Annotated in this window: 11 protein-coding genes; 1 reads left to right on the top strand and 10 read right to left on the bottom strand. The window is 63.6% G+C overall.

The features are described from left to right. Positions 1–6: 6 nt before the first annotated feature. The 6 genes from CSQ93_RS16470 to CSQ93_RS16445 form a co-directional block, all read right to left on the bottom strand. Positions 7–1,269, bottom strand: coding sequence for a glycosyltransferase family 4 protein (locus CSQ93_RS16470; protein WP_099378965.1), 1,263 nt, complete (start codon positions 1,267–1,269; stop codon positions 7–9). After that, positions 1,250–2,560 carry a nucleotide sugar dehydrogenase gene (locus tag CSQ93_RS16465; RefSeq protein ID WP_099378964.1) on the bottom strand — a complete coding sequence of 437 codons (1,311 nt, stop codon included), beginning with the start codon at positions 2,558–2,560 and terminating at the stop codon, positions 1,250–1,252. The genes CSQ93_RS16470 and CSQ93_RS16465 overlap by 20 nt, the downstream gene beginning before the upstream one ends. After that, complete coding sequence (locus CSQ93_RS16460) at positions 2,557–4,572, bottom strand: heparinase II/III family protein (protein WP_233516212.1); 2,016 nt, start codon at positions 4,570–4,572, stop codon at positions 2,557–2,559. Before CSQ93_RS16460 ends, CSQ93_RS16465 begins: the two co-directional genes overlap by 4 nt. A 7-nt stretch (positions 4,573–4,579) precedes the next feature. Beyond that, entirely contained in the window at positions 4,580–6,448 is a 1,869-nt protein-coding gene (asnB, locus tag CSQ93_RS16455) for an asparagine synthase (glutamine-hydrolyzing) (RefSeq protein WP_099378963.1), read from the bottom strand. Positions 6,449–6,474: 26 nt separating this feature from the next. Further along, positions 6,475–7,509 (bottom strand): glycosyltransferase family 4 protein, encoded by a 1,035-nt coding sequence (locus CSQ93_RS16450; RefSeq protein ID WP_158301263.1) that lies wholly within the window; start codon positions 7,507–7,509, stop codon positions 6,475–6,477. Between the two features lie 231 nt (positions 7,510–7,740). Next, positions 7,741–8,952, bottom strand: a complete 1,212-nt coding sequence (locus CSQ93_RS16445; RefSeq protein ID WP_099378961.1) for a glycosyltransferase — start codon at positions 8,950–8,952, stop codon at positions 7,741–7,743. Between the two features lie 316 nt (positions 8,953–9,268). Between CSQ93_RS16445 and CSQ93_RS16440 the strand changes: the two genes are divergently transcribed. Further along, positions 9,269–10,261 (top strand): glycosyltransferase, encoded by a 993-nt coding sequence (locus tag CSQ93_RS16440; protein WP_099378960.1) that lies wholly within the window; start codon positions 9,269–9,271, stop codon positions 10,259–10,261. Between the two features lie 50 nt (positions 10,262–10,311). Here the strand turns inward: CSQ93_RS16440 and CSQ93_RS16435 are convergent, their stop codons facing one another. From CSQ93_RS16435 to CSQ93_RS16420, 4 genes are all read right to left on the bottom strand, one after another. Continuing rightward, positions 10,312–12,543, bottom strand: a complete 2,232-nt coding sequence (locus CSQ93_RS16435; protein WP_099378959.1) for a heparinase II/III domain-containing protein — start codon at positions 12,541–12,543, stop codon at positions 10,312–10,314. A gap of 204 nt (positions 12,544–12,747) precedes the next feature. Continuing rightward, the gene (locus CSQ93_RS16430) at positions 12,748–13,692 is read right to left on the bottom strand and encodes a glycosyltransferase family 2 protein (protein WP_099378958.1); all 945 of its coding nucleotides are present in this window, start codon (positions 13,690–13,692) and stop codon (positions 12,748–12,750) included. Next, positions 13,692–15,110, bottom strand: a complete 1,419-nt coding sequence (locus CSQ93_RS16425) for an O-antigen ligase family protein (protein WP_099378957.1) — start codon at positions 15,108–15,110, stop codon at positions 13,692–13,694. Before CSQ93_RS16425 ends, CSQ93_RS16430 begins: the two co-directional genes overlap by 1 nt. Beyond that, positions 15,103–16,641 carry a lipopolysaccharide biosynthesis protein gene (locus CSQ93_RS16420; protein ID WP_099378956.1) on the bottom strand — a complete coding sequence of 513 codons (1,539 nt, stop codon included), beginning with the start codon at positions 16,639–16,641 and terminating at the stop codon, positions 15,103–15,105. The genes CSQ93_RS16425 and CSQ93_RS16420 overlap by 8 nt, the downstream gene beginning before the upstream one ends. Between the last annotated feature and the right edge of the window lie 48 nt (positions 16,642–16,689).

Raw genomic sequence — 16,689 nt, 5'->3', positions numbered from 1 at the left:
CGCACTTCAGCGGCCATCCTTGCTCAAGGTCACGGAAGCGGCGGGCGCGGCGGCGGGAAACAGGCGCGCATACGCGGCCAGCAGCTTCGGTGCTTCATACTCCCACTCCAGCTCGTTGATCACGCGATGGCGGCCAAACGCGCCCATCTGCTCGCGGCGGGCCGGGTCGTCCAGCAATTCGACGATCTTGCGCGCCATGTCGATGGGATCGTTCTTCAATGCATACAAGGATGCCTGCTGCGCGGAAACTTTGCCCTCGACCAGATCAAACTGCACGATCGGTTTGCCCAGCGCCATGTATTCCATGATCTTGTTCATGGTCGACTTGTCGTTCATGTCGTTGGCCACGTCAGGATTCACGCACACGTCGGACGTGTTGAGCATTTCCAGCAATTGCTGGTCCGGCACGCGCCCCGTAAACGTCACGTAGTCGGCGATGCCCAGGTCCTGCGCCATCTGCTTCATCTGTTCCAGCGAGGTGCCGCCGCCCACCAGGCCGAAGTGCACATCCTCGCGCTTCAGGGTTTGCACGATGTATTGCGCCGCCTGCAGCAGCAGATCGATGCCTTCCTGCGCCCCCATCACGCCCACGTAGCCAACCAGGTAAGCGCGGCCCTTCTTGAGTTCCGGCACGGGCGGCAGCACGCGCAAACGGTCCAGCTTGGGCCCGCTGCGCACCACGTAGACATCCTCGGGCTTCATGCCGCCCCGCTCGATGGCGATCTTCTTGTACGACTCGTTGGTGGCGATCGACACGTCGGCGCTCTGGAACGACCAGCGCTCGAACAGCACCATCAGTTTATAAAAGAAATCGCGCCGGCCGAACTTGGCTTCGTACAGCTCCGGATTGATGTCATGGTGGTCGAACAGGAAACGCTTGCCCATCGTCAACTTGAAGAAGCCGCCGATGAGAAACAGCAGGTCCGGCGGATTGCAGGCGTGGATGACATCGAAGCCGCGCGCGAAATGCACTTTCCACGCCAGGCGGAAGGTGTGGAACAGCGCCAGCGAATATTCCACCAGGTAACCCTTGGCCCCTTCCGCTTCCAGCGGCAGGTTGTAGCGGTAGATATGGATGCCGTCGATGGCTTCGTAACGCGACTCGTAGCCCTTGCCCGTCGGGCAGATGATCGACACTTCATAACCGTTCGCATGCAGGGTAGTCGCTTCCTGCCACACGCGCCGGTCGAACGGCGACGGCAGGTTTTCCACCAGGATCAGCACGCGCCGCGGCTGCCCTGCCACGGTGTTACCAGCAGATGCCGTCATATTGCTCTCCACTTTGTTCTTTGCTGATGCGCACCAGGTCGACGATGTGCTGGTGCGGCTGCAGGCTGCCTGGCACGCTCTTGAATTCGGCCGCGCCGTTGCCGATGACGATGGTGTCGGCAAAATCGAGCACGTCCTGCATGTTGTCCACCATCAACTTGGAAATGTGCGGGATCATGTTCAGGATGTAATCCTGGTTGGCGCCCGTCAAGGCGGCCAGGTTGACATTCTTGTCGTACAGTTTCAATTCATAGCCCTTGCCCAGCAGATACTCGATGACATCGACCAGCGGCGACTCGCGCAAGTCATCCGTGCCGGCCTTGAACGAGAAGCCCAGGATGCCCACCTTGCGCGCGCCCTTGTCGACGATCATCTTGATGCCTTTTTCCACTTGCTTCTGGTTCGATGGCAGGATGGAATTGAGCAAAGGCAAATCGAGGTCCAGGCTGCGCGCCTTGTAGGTCAGCGCGCGCACGTCTTTCGGCAGGCACGAGCCGCCGAAGGCAAAGCCCGGCTTCATGTAGTAAGGCGACAGGTTCAGCTTGGTGTCCTGGCAGAAAATCTCCATCACCGTGTGGCCATCGATGCCGACGGCCTTGCAGATATTGCCGATTTCATTGGCGAACGCCACCTTGACGGCGTGCCAGGTATTGTCCGTGTACTTGACCATCTCGGCCGTCTCGACATCCGTGCGCACCAGCGGCGCATCCATCTTTTCATACAGCTGCACCAGCAGCGCGCCCGCCTTTTCATCGGATTCGCCGATCACCGTCTTCGGCGGATTGTAGTAATCGTAGACGGCCGTGCCTTCGCGCAGGAATTCCGGGTTGTTGCACACGCCGAAATCGACGCCGGCCACCTTGCCCGAGGCCGCTTCCAGGGTCGGGATGACGAGCGAGCGCATGGAGCCGGGCAGCATGGTCGAGCGCGCCACGACGACGTGGAAGCTATCCTTTTCACGGATGGCGGCGCCGATTTCCTGGCACACCTTGCGCACGTGGCTCAGATCCAGGTTGCCATTGAGCTGCGAAGGCGTGCCCACGCAGATGAGCGACATGTCCGAGCCGAAGACGGCGTCGCGCACGTCGAAGGTGGCGCGCAAGTGGCCGCTTTTCACGGTGGCGGCGATCATCTCGCCGATGTCTTTTTCGATGATGGGCGTGGTGCCCTGGTTGATCAGCTCCACCTTGGTCCTGTTCGGATCGACGCCGATGACTTCGTGTCCATCCGTTGCCAGGCAACCAGCCGAGACGGCACCCACATAACCCAAACCAAATATGCTAATTTTCATGTTTTCCTCGTATTTTCTGACAGATCAGGGGTAGCCAAACTCAGGTGAAACTCCGTGCGCAAGGTGGCCGCGCCTTGCAGCCGCCCGCGCCAGACCAACACAGGCGCAGCCTGTTTTTCATCGAAGCGGTGCGAAATCCAGCCCAGTGGCGGATTGTCGCTGCCGCGCACCAGTTGCACGGAAGCATCCTGCAACGGCGGTAAATGCATGTCCAGCGCGAAGGCGTCGCCCGCCACGCGCAACACCTGGCCGTCCAGCTGCACGCGGCAGCGGGGATCGAAGTGCCAGAACAGCTCCACCTCGTGCGCGCCCTGGCATTCGAGCACATCGTCGACGACGATCCGCGCGGCGCCAGGTGCCACGCGCACGTCGCGCCGGTGTAGCACGGCATCTTTCAAGCCCAGGTAGCCGTCATGGCTGGCGCTCCAGAATTGCCCATCGGCATCGTCACGCCACGCCAGGCACTGTGCCCTGGCCTTGCGCAGCCACAGGAAGTTGCCACCGGACTCGGACTGGTCGCGGCCATCGATGCGCACGGTGTTGTGCGCGCTGGTGCCGCGAAAATAATCGCGCCACTGTTTTTGCGTATGGTAGGCATACGTGCCCGGATCGACCAGCACCATCTGGCCCGCCACGGACAAGGTCAGCGCCAGCGCATCGGCGTGGCCGTGCGCGGCAATGCCCAGGTAGCCCAGCGGGCCGGCATCGGCAATCAGGCGCACTTCACCGGGCATGCCAAAGCCGGCGCCCATCACGTAATAGCCCCCATCGGGGAAGGCGCGCGGCAAGGTATCGGGCGCGGCGTCGGGCAAGGCGTCAAACGCCTGGCTCCCCGCCTCGCCCAGCAGCCAGGCGCTTTTCTCGTCGAAAGTGCGCGCCTTGGCCTTGAAGTCGGCGCGTCCGAACAGCGCCGCGCCGCTGGCCAGCAGGGAGGTGTAGGGATTGGCGTCCGCTGCCTTGTCCCAGTGCGCCAGCAGCGCGTCGTCGGCGTCGCCGATCATCGGCACCTCGCCCGCCACATTCGTCATGGCGGCCAGAAATTCCAGCATGGCTTCCAGGCGCCGCAAAAAAGCGTCCGAGCGGGGCCGGCCATTCGCGCGGCCCGCCAGCACGCACAGCAGCATTTCGTCGGCCACCGTGTGCTGATAATAAATGGCTTGCTCGCGGTTCACGCCATCCGGACCGTTTTGTTTGAGCGCCTGCGCTTCCAGTTCGCGTTCCGTCTGCGCCAGCCAGCCGGCGCTTTCCGGCCAGCACGGCCATGTGAGCGCGGCGATATGCAAGCCCGTCAATTCGCCAAACAGGTGGTTGTTGGCCGACGAGTGGCGCGAAAAGTGTCCCGCGATGAAGTGGCAATGCTGGTAGATGCTGTCTAGCCAGCGCTGCAGGAATGCCTGCCCTTGCGCGCCCTCAAACAGGGGGCTGTTGATGCCACCGAGCAAATGCCACGCATGCGACCAGCTGACCAGGCGCAAGGCCAGTTCCAGCGCGCTGCTCCAGTTCGGTCCCAATGGATACGGGCATTGTTGCCACCACGATTCCAGCAAGGCTTGCGCGCCGTGCGCATGGCGCAGGTCGCCGCCAAGGCGGTACGCCATCGCCAGGTCGGCCACGGCCAGGTGGCGGTTCGGTTCCCACAGGCATTTGATGTCGCCCACCACGGTTTCATCGCGGTAATTGAGCGTCTTGCCAAAATCCAGCGGCACCACGGTGCCCGTCTTCGGATCGCGGTTCCATTGCGGCGGGAAACCCAGGTCCGCATCGCGCAGGGCGAACACGTCGTAGCGGCCCGCCAGGATGCGTTCGGCCGCCGCCAGGTGCGGCGCAGCATCGATGGGCAAGCCCAGCCATGGCGCGCCGAAACGCTGGCGCGCGGCAGGCGGCGGCACATGCGCCAGGCCATAGCCGCGCGCCTGCAGCCGTTGCTGCACGGCATCACGCACGCGGTGCGCCACCTCGGGCGCCCCCATGGCGCGCAAGCGGTTCAGTTTCCAGGACAAGTTGCTCAGCATGGACGTCTCACAGATACTGGCGGTGCCAGATTTCCAGGGTGAGCAAACTCCACAGCAGCTTCTCGTGGTTTTGCCGCCCGGCCACGTGCTCGGCCAGCACTTGCTGCAGGGCTTGCGCATGGTAATAGTGGCGCGTGCGCGACTCGGCGCCCGTCAGGTGGTCGTACAAGTAATCCTTCATGGGGCCACGGAACCATTCGTTGACGGGCACGCGGAAGCCCACTTTCGGCCGCGACAGGATATTTTCCGGCAGCAGTTGCTTCATGGCTTCGCGCAAGATCCACTTGGTGGTGCGGCCGCGCACGCGGTACTCGTCCGGCAGGCTCGACACATACGCGGCCAGTTCGTGGTCCATGAAGGGCATGCGCGCTTCCAGCGAGGCGGCCATGGTCATGCGGTCGCCCCGTTCGAGCAGGTTGTCGGGCAGCCAGCTCAGTTGATCGAAGCACAGGATGCGGCGCAAGGCGCTGTTGCCGGCACTGCCGCAGCCCAGCGATGGATCGCGCTGGCGCGACGGCGCCGGCATGGCCACCAGGCGCGCGCGTTCCTGGTCGGACATCATGCCGAACCAGCGCGGCATGCGCTCGTCGAACGCTTCCAGCCCCAGGTTGACGATGGCCGTCTTTGCGCGGCGGAAACGGTAGGGCAAGGCGCCGACAGCCGGTTCGATCAAGCCGTGGCGCAGCAAGCCCGGCAGCATCTGGTAATGGCCCGCATAGCGCTCGTAGACGTGCTTGGGGTAGCCGCCGAGGATTTCATCGGAGCCTTCGCCCGTCAAGACCATCTTGACCGTCTTGCGCGATTCTTTCGCCAGCAGGTAGATGGGAATGTCGGACGGTTCGGCCACGGGGGCATCGCGGAAGCGCACGAGGTCGGGCAGCAAGGCGATGACCTGGTCGACGGACACTTCCAGTTCATGGTGTTCCGTGGAAAATTGCCGCGCGATATCGGCCGCATACGCCAGCTCGCTGAAGCCGCCCTCCTTGAAACCGACGGAAAACGTTTTCACGGGCACGCCCGCATGGCGCGACATCAGCGCCACAACGGCCGACGAATCGATGCCGCCGGACAGGAAGGCACCGAAAGGCACGTCGGAAATCATGCGGATGCGCACCGATTCATCGAGCTTGCCGAGGAAGGTGGCGACGGGGTCGGCCGGCAGCGGGGCCGCCAGGCGGGGCCGGCTGTCGGGCGGCGTGTAATACACGCGCTCGCGCAGCACGCCGTTTTCCCACGTGGCCGTGGAACCGGGCGCCAGCTTGCGGATGCCCTGGAACAAGGTGGCCGGGCCCGGCACGTAGCGGTAGGCGAAATAATCCCAGATGGCGGCCTCATCCGCTTGCGGCGCCACGTCCGGCAAGGCCAGCAACGCCTTGATTTCCGAGCCGAAAGCCATTTTCCCCTCGTGCTGCCACAGGAACAGGGGTTTCTTGCCGAACGGGTCGCGCGCCATGAACAGGCGGTCGTTGCGCGCATCCCAGATGGCAAACGCAAACATGCCGCGGAAATGCTGCACGCACTCTTCACCCCATTGCACGTAGGCATGCACGATGGTTTCCGTGTCCGATGCCGTGCGGAAATGGTGGCCCAGCGCGATCAGCTCGTCACGCAGGGGCTGGAAATTGTAGATTTCGCCATTGAAGATGATTTGCACGTCACCCGTCTCATTGCCCAGCGGCTGGTGGCCCGTGGCGATGTCGATGATGGACAGGCGGCGGTGCAGCAAGCCCACCTGCCAGGCGCCGTCGGCCGTGGCCGCCTGGAGCACGCCCGTGTCATCGGGACCGCGGTGCGCGATGGCGCGCCCCATGGCGTCGAGCGCGGCCGGCAGGCCGGCAACGGACGAAGGGAAGATCAAACCGGCAATACCGCACATATAGGCTCGCTTAAAAAAGAGTTCGGCTAGACTGCCGGCGGCGCCAGCAAGGCGCGGTAGACGCGGCGGAAATCCTGCGCCAGGCGCTCGACCGTATAGGCGCTTTCGATGCGCTCGCGGCATGCTTGCCCCATGCGCTGCAACAGGGCGCGGTCGCCGTCGAGGCGCACGATGGCGTCCGCCAGCGCCTGGGGATTGCGCGGCGGCAAGAACACGCCATGCACGCCATCCTGCATCACGTCGGCAATCGCGCCCACGGGGCACACCAGGACGGGTGTGCGCGCGGCCATGCTTTCCAGCAGCGCATACGGCAAGCCTTCCTGGTGCAAGGTGGGAAAACCGAACAGGTCGGCCTGGCGCCACACGGCTTCCTTTTCAGCGCCAAAGACGGGGCCGAGAAAGCGCACCGCCTCCTGCAAACCGAGTCCGGCGACGCGCTCGCGCAGCGCCGCTTCGAGGGGGCCGCTGCCGGCCAGTGCCAGCGTTGCCTGCACGCCAGCGGCGCGCGCCAGGCGCAGCGCTTCGAGCAAGTCGAACAGGCCCTTGCTTTCCGCCAGGCGCCCCACGTACACGAGTGACAGCGGACGCTGCGGCAAGAGCGGCCTGTCGCCGGGGTCGCTGCCCGCATCGATGGCATTGGGTATCACGTCGAGCGCCAGCGCGGGATCGAAGTCGCGATAGCCCTGCAATTCGCATTGCGCCAGCAGCACCACCACATCGGCCGCGCGCAGCACGCGCCGCAGCAGGCCCGTCAGCAATGGCTTGCCGTTAAAAAACACCTGTGGCAATGCGCCGCCATGCACCTGGTACACGACGCGCTTGCCCATGGCCTTGGCCAGCAGCAGATAGACGATATCGCGCCAATAGCTGCGCCACTCCATCGACGTGTTGATATGCACAATCTGCGGGCGCTGCTGGCGCACGGCCTGCACGAACTGCACGGGGCTCCAGGCAAAACGCAGCAGCTTGTGCAGGCGCGACTCGTTGCGCCCTTCGCTGCCCACCTGGAAGTGTACGAGCTTGTAGTCTTGCGACAAAGAACTGTGAAATAGTTGATTCAAATGGGTGGTTACCCCGCTCACCGCAGTCAGTGCAGGTCCTAGCAGCATTATCGTAGTCATATTGGTATTATATGTTGTACTTTTGTAATTTAGACACGAAGACAAATATATTTGCTGCATTGCGCTAATATCTACAACAATTTTCTTCCAGGGAACACCACCCATGGTGCATTCTGAGCGCCGTTTACGTGTTCGGCAACAACTTCTTGCCTGTCCATCCAAGCTTGGGCGTCAACTGCGCGCACTGGCAAGATCCTGGTAGCGCTGCGCCAGTGCCTGCGCCAGCACACGGTAGCTGCGCTGCGCCGCGATATAGGCGACGCCGGCCTGGGCACGGGCGCGCGCTGCGGGCACATCGGACAAGATGGCCGTCATCGCCGCGGCCATCGCGGCCGGTTCGCTGGCCGTCAGCCAGCCTGCGCCGCTGGCCGTCAGCACCTCGACCTGATCCGGACTGTCATTGCCCACGGCCGGCATGCGCAGGGCCAGGTATTCGAGCAGCTTGGTGGGCGAACTGACGTCGAACAGGGCGCCACGGGGAATATACGACAGCGCGGCATCGGCCCCGGCCAGCAGGGGCCACGCCTGGTCCGAGGGCAGCCAGCCCGTCACGCGCACGGCCCCGGCCAGGCCGGCGCGCTGCGCATAGGCCAGCAAATCATCGACGTCGGATGGCGTATCGGAAGCGCCGATCAGCAGCAGGCGGGCATCCGGGATATGCCGGCGCACGATCAGCAAGGCGTCCAGCAAGCGTTCCAGCTGGCGCGACTGGTCGAGTGTGCCAAGGTAGGCCAGCAAGGGCACCTCCTCCCAGCCCCCCGGACGGACGGGCGCGATGGCTTGCGCCTGCAACACTTCCATGTCAACACCCATGGGCACGGCCGTGAGGCGCTGCGCCGCGATGCCGCGTGCCTGCATCATGCGCAGCATCGCTTCGCTTTGCACGAAGACGTGATTAGCGCGCGGCAACACAATGCTGTACAGCAACCATTGTTCGAGCAAGCCCTTGCACAGCACCAGGCGCGCGCGCAAGGTGGGGCGCTGCGCCAGGCTGCTGCGCGCGCGTTCGATGCGTCCCTCGCTGATCAGGTAAGACACCCAGTAATAGAACGGTATGCCCTTCAGGCGCGCCACCAGCATGGCGAGCAGGCCCGTGGGCACCATGTCGCGCACCTGGATCGCATCGCAACTGGCGCGGCGGGCGCCCACCAGGGCGCGCAGGCAAAGCCACTGAAACGCCAGTTCGCGCAAGAGACGGCTGTCCAGGAAACGCCCGTGGCGCACGGAGCGAAAGCCCTGCGCCTGCGGCGCCTGTTGCGACGGCATGCCGACGATATCGCATTCGACACCATGGCGCGGCAGGTATTTGCCGAACAGCACCGCGACATCAGGGCGAAACGTGGGCAGGCTTTCCGGCACCAGTTGCAAAATCTTCAGGGACATAGGCGGTTCGACGGCAAAAGAAGGTTGAGGCAGATACAATACGCCATGCGCCGAAGCATATCATACCCTTACGAAATAATTAATTATATTGCACTAATAACATCAAGCCAACGTTGCGCCAGCAGCGAACGGCAATGGCGCGGCAAACTGGCCGCAGCGTGACAGCTCTTTCATTGAAACAATGTGTAAACATCTATTTTAATGCTATTATAATAATTCCGTCGATTGCCAATCATTAATTTAGTGACAACAACCGCCGGAACGGCGCTGGCTGTTGTTTTAATGTGATAATGTTCATTTTTAATAAGGCGCAACAATGATCCATGTGCTGCTGTCGGAAGCGGGAACCTACCACGACATCGTCGAGCATCTGGCGGCAGGCGGCGCGCGCGTGACGCATATCGGGCCGGATGCGCAGGCGCAGCCGCAGATGCGCAGCAAACTGTCCATCCTGGCGGCCATGCTGTCGCCGTCGCTGTTGCGCACGCGCAAATTATGGCACCAGCAAGACCGTTTGCTGGTCGTCGGCTGGCAGGCCCTGCCCGTGCTGGCGCTGATACGCCTGGGCCTGCTACCGCGCCCGCAGCGCCTGCTCGTGATGGCCTGTTTCATCCATGGCACGCGGGCCCGCAACGTGATCAACCGGGCCTGGCGCCTGCTCAATTTCCCCGGACTGGAATTCATTACGTTTTCCAGCGGCGAAACGCTGAACCTGACCGACAACGTCGGCATCGCGCCCGCCGCCGTGCACTTCCACCTGTGGCGCCAGCATCTCGACGGCGCCACCACGGCGGCCCAGCGGCAAGATGACGGCAGCATCTTCGCCGGCGGCTTTTCCAACCGCGATTACGACCTGTTGCTGGACGCGGCGCGTGGGCTGGAAGCGCACCTGGTAATCGTGGCGTCGGCGCAAAACCAGATCCCCGCGCAAGACCCGGCACGGACGACGGTCCATCTCGACTTGCCGGAAGCGCAGTTTGAAAGGTTGCTGGCAGGCAGCCGGGTAGTCGCCATGCCACTGAAAAGCCAGGGCGAGGCGTGTGGCCAGAGCGTGCTGCTGCGGGTATTGCGCAATGGCAAACCGCTGATCACCACGCGCCACGAAGCCATCGAAGCGTATCTGGGGCGCGATTACGCGGGCTTCGTTGCCGCCGGCGACAGCGCCGCCATGCGCGAAGGCTTGCGGCGCGCCCTGTCCGACGACGCCTTCCGGGAAGCATTGGCCGGACAAGTGTCGCGCGCCTATGCCCGGATGGAGCAGCGCGGCGGACCGGGCCAGGAAATCGAACAATTTCTGCTGGCGCCTTGAAAAAAATCCACTGCCGCAACAACGACAGTGGATTTTGTTGGAACCAGCGGTCAGTTCGGCAATGTCACCACTTGCTTGCCGACCGTCAGCGTGCGGGCCGTGCCGTTGCTGCCCAGCTTGATCAACGGCTTCTTGCAGCCGACATCGAGCACCGTGAGGAACTCGCCGCTCAGCGCCGCGGCCGACTTGATGAACACCCCATGCTCTTCATAGGTGCCGGGCTGCGGCGGAGGTCCCGTGCGCTTTTCGAAACGCGCACCGGTGCTGACCGGCACCACGCACACCTTGCGGCCCTGATTCGTCACCGAGATCGCGCCGCCGGCGTCGACCACGATAGGCGCATACGTATGGAAGTTCCACTCGAACACGCGCGGCGTGGCCGAGGTCACCTGGTCCTGCACCACCACGGCGTCCATGGTGCGCAAATACCACAGCTTGCGCAGCGCCGATTTGAGCTGGCCGCCATAGGCCAGCGTGGCGTCGCCCGCCACATAGTCGACGGTTGCCTTGGGAGCAAAGGCGGTAATGCGGCCGTTGCGCGCCATGGTCGTTTCATAACCGTCGACCAGCTGGCCCTGGCCATTGTCGAACGTCAAGGCATTGTGCGCCTTGGTCTGGCGGTACCATGACGTCCACAGCGGCGAATCGTACCAGTCGTACCAGCCGCTTTCCGTCAGCAGGGGTACGCCCGCGCTGGCCAGCACAAAGCCGTTCTGGTCGCCATGACTGTGATTGAACGAACCATAGGGACTCGATTTGAAATACACCGAGGTACGCTGCAGATTGCCGATGTCGCTGTGCATGGCGGCCCAGCCGATGCTCGGGTAATACGCCGAGTTGGCTGGCGGCGCGGGCGTGACCACCGTCGCCACCGGCAACGGGTACGGCGCCTGCAGCGTAGCCAGCGAATCGTCGGTACGGATCAGGTTCTTGAAATACCACGCCGCGGCAGGCGTGGCGAAATGCGCGGCGAAACCCTTCATCATGCGGATTTCAGGCAGCGTCTCGTGCCCGTCGCCAAACACGTGGGTCTGCGAACCGGGTGGCACGAAATGCATCAGGTAATCGAGGAAGCCGCTGGCCCAGGGCTTGGTGAACAGGTCGACCTTGGTCGCGTAAGCCAGGGCGGGCCAGATCTGCAGCGCGTAGTCGGCCTCATACTCGGCATACGCCGTGCCGTTGGCAAAACCGCCCTCGGGACCGCTCCACACGCTGTAGGAACTGACAAAGGCGCGGAACGAAAAATCGAACCAGTCCTTCGCCTCCGGGATATCGCCCAGGGACAGCGTTGAAATCAGCGTCAGGAAACCGATATTGCTGGCGGCGTGGGAATCGTAGGGATACTGGTCCAGGCGCCCGGTCTGCGCTGCCAGGTCGAGGTACATCGCATTCGTGCGTACGCGCACCTTGTCCAGCCACAGGGCGCGGCGCGGCGCATCAAGGGCGCTGCCCAGGTTGTCGACCGCCTTGATCAGGCTTTGCGCAATGGCGCGGTTACCCTGGTCATGATTGACAAAGCTGGTGCCGCCGCTTGTACTGAGCGCGGCATGCTGGTCGCCACGCTTGAGCGCCTCTACCAGGTACTGGTTCTCGCCCGTCACGCGATACAGCAGCGAGGCAGCCTCAAGCTGGCGTGCACTCAGATTCGTGCGCGAAATGACGCGCGCATTCTGCGCCTCGTTGGCGGCAGTGCGTACCTTGCCTGGCGACAAAGGCCACTCGGCGTCGGAAACGGGCGCGAGTTCCGTCATGTTGCGCTTGACTTCATTGCTCAGCCAGGTCAGCACCTGGCTGCGGTCGGCGCGCTTGGCCGCGCTCCAGCTCGCAAAAAAGGTCGCATTATCCTCCAGGCCGCGCGGGCGCGGACGCAATACGACGGCCGCGCGCAAGGTGGCGTTTTCCGGCACTTCGAACACTTTCGATGTGGCATCGATCACAAAAGTTCGCGGACTCGACCACTCATTGCTCGTGCTGGGACGCACGCGCCAGCTATATGTGCCTGCCGCAAATTTCTTGGATGGCAGGTACCAGTTGCGCGCCGATGTGAAGGTGCTGACCACGGTGCCCGCGGAGCGCACTTCAATCAGGTAGGACGCCGGCGACTGCGGATGGCGCGACCAGCTGAAGCTGGGGGGATTTTGCGGCTGGATCTGGCGGTTGTCCGGCAAGGTGCGGATAGCCAGCGGATCGGTCGCGAGCGCCCAGTCGGCCTGGGCCTGGCCGCAAGCCGAACAGACGAGCAGTAGCGCTACCTTGACCAGTGTATATTTAGCGAATTTCATAGATTACCTTCTTAACATCAACTATCGAGCAAGATACCGCCGCTGCGTGGGGCATATCATACGCCTCCTGTCGAGGCTGCTTGCGAGACACAGGACGGCCCGCCGTACAAGATCGGGCAAAAGGCGAAGACACTGCGGAAGGCACTGCGAATACCTGCAGCATATACCTAAAGTATTCTTTCAAGCATTAATATTAGTTTCAGCTCAGCCAATAATGTGCGTTTCGCGCCACATTTGCCATTTGACGGCGAGCCGGGTCGGCAGCAAACAGCACAAAGCCAGGGCCACCCACCAGTGACGCGACATGCCGCCGCTGGCGGCGCGACGCAGCCCGGCCAGCGCTTCGCCGCGCCGGCCCCGCGCCAGCGCCGCGCGCGCCACGCTGACGCGGGCATCCGACACCAGCCGCAAGGCGGAACGGCGCGCCGGATTGGCCGCCGGCCAGGCCCGGGCGCGCTGCTCCAGCCGTTCGAACGTGGGCGCCAGCACATCGGCCGACTCGATCGCGCACAGGCTGCCGGCCACCTCGACACGGTAGGCCACCAGCTGTGCCGGCGTAAACGCCAGCGTCAGGCGCTCGGCCAGGCGGAACCACAGGTCCTGGTCTTCGCCGGCCGACTCGCCTTCCGGAAAGCACGGTTGCAAGGGCAACAAGTCGCGGCGCCAGATGGCCACCGAATTCGTGCAAAAAAACGGTCCGCCCCGGCGGCGCCGCTCGAAAAAGTCGTCCAGCAGGCGCGTCTCGCGCACTGCCGCGCCCTGGTAGCTGAGCGCCGCCAGGCTGCTGTCCGGTATGCGTTCGAAGCCGCAGGCGAAAAATGACCCCGACGGATGCGCGCGCGCCATGGCCACCATGGTTTCCAGATACACGGGGCCATACCAGTCGTCCGCATCGAGAAAACAGATCAATTCGCCACGCGCTTCCTGGATGCCGCGGTTACGCGCGCGCGACACGCCGCCATTCGCCTGGCTTACCAGCCGCACGCGCGCATCGACGCAGGCCAGCACGCGCTGCGCGCCATCATCGCTGGAACCATCATCGACCACCACCACTTCCCAGTCGGCATGGGTTTGCGCCAGCACCGAGGCCAGCGCCGCTTCGATATACGGCCCCTTGTTATACAGCGGCACGATGACCGAGCACAGCATCAGGCCATCCCCGGCACGCGCACCTTGCGCGCCCTGACGGCCTGCCGGTCGGCCACCGGGTAATACGCCGTCACGATGATGAGCAACAGCAGGTGCGTCATCGCCTCGGCGGCAAAGCCCGTCAGCGACAGCGGCACTTCGCTGATCGAACGGATGGCGATGAGGACGAACAGGGCCATCGACAGGCCCTGACTGGCCCGCGCCGTGCGCGCGCAGGCATACAGCAGCGCCATGGCATACAGCACCAGGCCGATGGCGCCGATGGTGCCGGCGCTGGCCAGGCTCTGGTAAAACTGGCTGTGCGCATGGGTGGCGTAGGGCATGCCGATGCTGACGCGGAACGCGTCATCCCACAGCGGCAAGCCGTAGCCGAAGACGGGATTCTTGTGCCATTCCTGCACCGCCACCTGCCAGATCACGTCGCGTCCCGTCAAGCTGATCAGGTCGAAGCCTTCGTTGCTCGAAGCAAAGCGCGCCAGCTTGGCGTCGAGATTGCCGAACATCACCAACAACATGCCCAGCACGCACAGCAGGATGAAGCAGAAGATGCCGATGATCGACAATTGCGGGCGGCGGTAATCGAACAGGCGCTCCTTGATCTGCTCGCGGAAACCGAAATACGCGACACAGGCAAAGCACAGGATGCAGGCGACCCAGCTGGTTTTCGATTGCGCCAGCAACAGGCTGGCCAGGCCCATGCCCCAGGCGAACAGGTTCAGCAGGCGCGAAGCATAAGGCTTGCGCCACAAGCACAGCAGGAACACCACCACCATCGGTCCCAGGCTGTTGGCGTGATTGGCCAGGCCCGCATAGCGGATGCTGAGGAAGGGAATCAGGCCGTGGTAATTCTTGTTGATGACCATGTTCGGCTTCCAGGCAAACACGGCTGCGCTGAGCACCAGGAACAGCAAGGTAGCGTTGCGCATCGAGATGACGCTCAGGTCGACCTCCTTCGGCGTCATCAGCAAGGCCGCATAGCCGGCCAGGAACATGTACAGGTATTCATGCGACACATCGGTATGACGCCCCAGCAGGGCCGGGCTGACGATATTGCTGAGGAAATACACGAACAGCGCCCAGAACAGCAGCATCGGCATCGGCTGGACCTTGTCGCGCGAAGTCAGGCGGTGCAACATGCGCTCGCCGCAGGCAAAGATCACGAACAGGGACGTGAGCCGGCCAAACCAGGCGCTGGCCGGATGCCGCACCACCGTCTGCATGCCCAGCAGGAGGTCATTGCCCGAGATATCGCGGTTCGACAGGATGGCCGCCACGGCGATCGACAGCAGTACCGGATAGAACACATAGGGCACCAGTCCCGTCTCGCGCTTGCTGCCCCAATGAATGCTCAAGGCGATCACGAACACCACCACCAGCGCGGCGACCACGGCAAACAGGCCAAACAGTATTTCACTCATGTAGTTCTCGCGTATCCAGTAAGTTGTCGCGCGCGCCACAGCGGGCGCGCAGATAAGAGACCACCTTGGCCGGCAGCGGCGGGCTGAAGCGGGCCAGCATGCCCACCGCGCGCGCGCCCAGCAGTTCTGGCCAGGCCAGCACGGCCAGCAACAGGGTCAGGCCGCCAAACACCGCGCCGCCCAGGAAAGCGGGCAGCGGATGGCTGCCGCCCAGGCCACCCAACACGGTGCCGCCCCAGCTGCCGGCGGCGGCCAGCAAGCCCATGGCCAGGCCGCGCGCGGCCAGCGGCGCCAGGTCGCCCAGCCCCACCTGCAGGCGCACGCACGCCACCGTGCCCACCACCAGCGCCCGTGCCAGCAAGGTGCCGGCGGCGATCATGGCGACCACCGCCCCGCCCTGCTCCGCCCACAGCACCAGCGCCGCGCCGGCCAGCACGATCAGCGGCAGCTGCAGCAGGCTTTCCAGGTGCTTGCCGCCCGTATTCCATAAAATCGGCGTCGACATGCCCCACGTGATATACGCGGGCATGGCCAGCGCCAATATGCTCAGCACGATGCCCGACTCTTGCCACACCTTGCCGTACAACACGCCGATCAAGTCCGGCGCCGTCATCGCCAGCAGCACGAACAGCGGCAGGATGATGATCCAGATGGTCGCCAGCACCGACAGATAGGTGTCGCGCAGGCGCGGCAGATCGTCCTGCAGCTTGGCGCCCGTAGCCAGGAACGCCGGCTGCAAGGCGCTCAGGAACAGCGAATTGGGCGTATTGGCCAGGTTGTAGCCGACCGCATACACGCCCACCGCGTGGGCGTTGAGGAAGCGGCCCAGGAACACGCGGTCCATATTGTTCAGGCACCAGTTGCACAGATTCGTCACGAACACCGTCACGCCCACATTCGTCGAGCGCCGCGCGCCCTCGTACCACAGCAGCGGCTTGAGCGAGAAACGCGTGCGCGCATACGTCAGCACCAGCGCCGTGGAAGCCTGTCCCAGCCAGGCGCACACGAGAGTCCAGACGCCGGCGCCAGCATACGCGAGCGGCAAGCCCACCAGCAGGTAGCCGACGATGTAGCTGCTCACCTGGATGATGTTGAGCCAGCGGAAATCGAGGGCGCGCCGCAGCAGGCTGCTGCCCGGCGCCGTCAGCGCATTCAGCAGGCAGGTTAGACTCATCCAGGCGATCACGGGCGCGATGCGCGGTTCCTTGAAGTACGCGGCGATCCACGGCGCCATGAAAAACAGCAAAGTCATGGCCGCCAGGCCCGTCAGCGCCTGCCACGTCACCGTGAAGCGCACGTCTTCCTCGCTGAGCGTGCGGTTTTGCACCAGCCCCCAGGAAAAACCGAAATCGGCCAGAAAGTTGCTAAATGTCAGCACAATCAGTCCCATCGCAAACAAGCCGTAGTTTTCCGGCCCCAGCAGGCGCGCCAGCACCACTTGCGTGACCAGTTGCAGGCCAAACATGAGGACCGTGCCCATCGCCGCCCACTTGACGGCGCTGACGCTTTTCTTGTTGATGTCGCTGCTCATGATTCTCGCTGTCTGCCGCGCCGTGCCACGCCCGCTGGCACACTGTCA

The organism is Janthinobacterium sp. BJB426, assembly GCF_002735705.1.
Taxonomy (GTDB): domain Bacteria; phylum Pseudomonadota; class Gammaproteobacteria; order Burkholderiales; family Burkholderiaceae_D; genus Janthinobacterium.
This window is presented reverse-complemented; position numbering and strand designations above follow the sequence as displayed.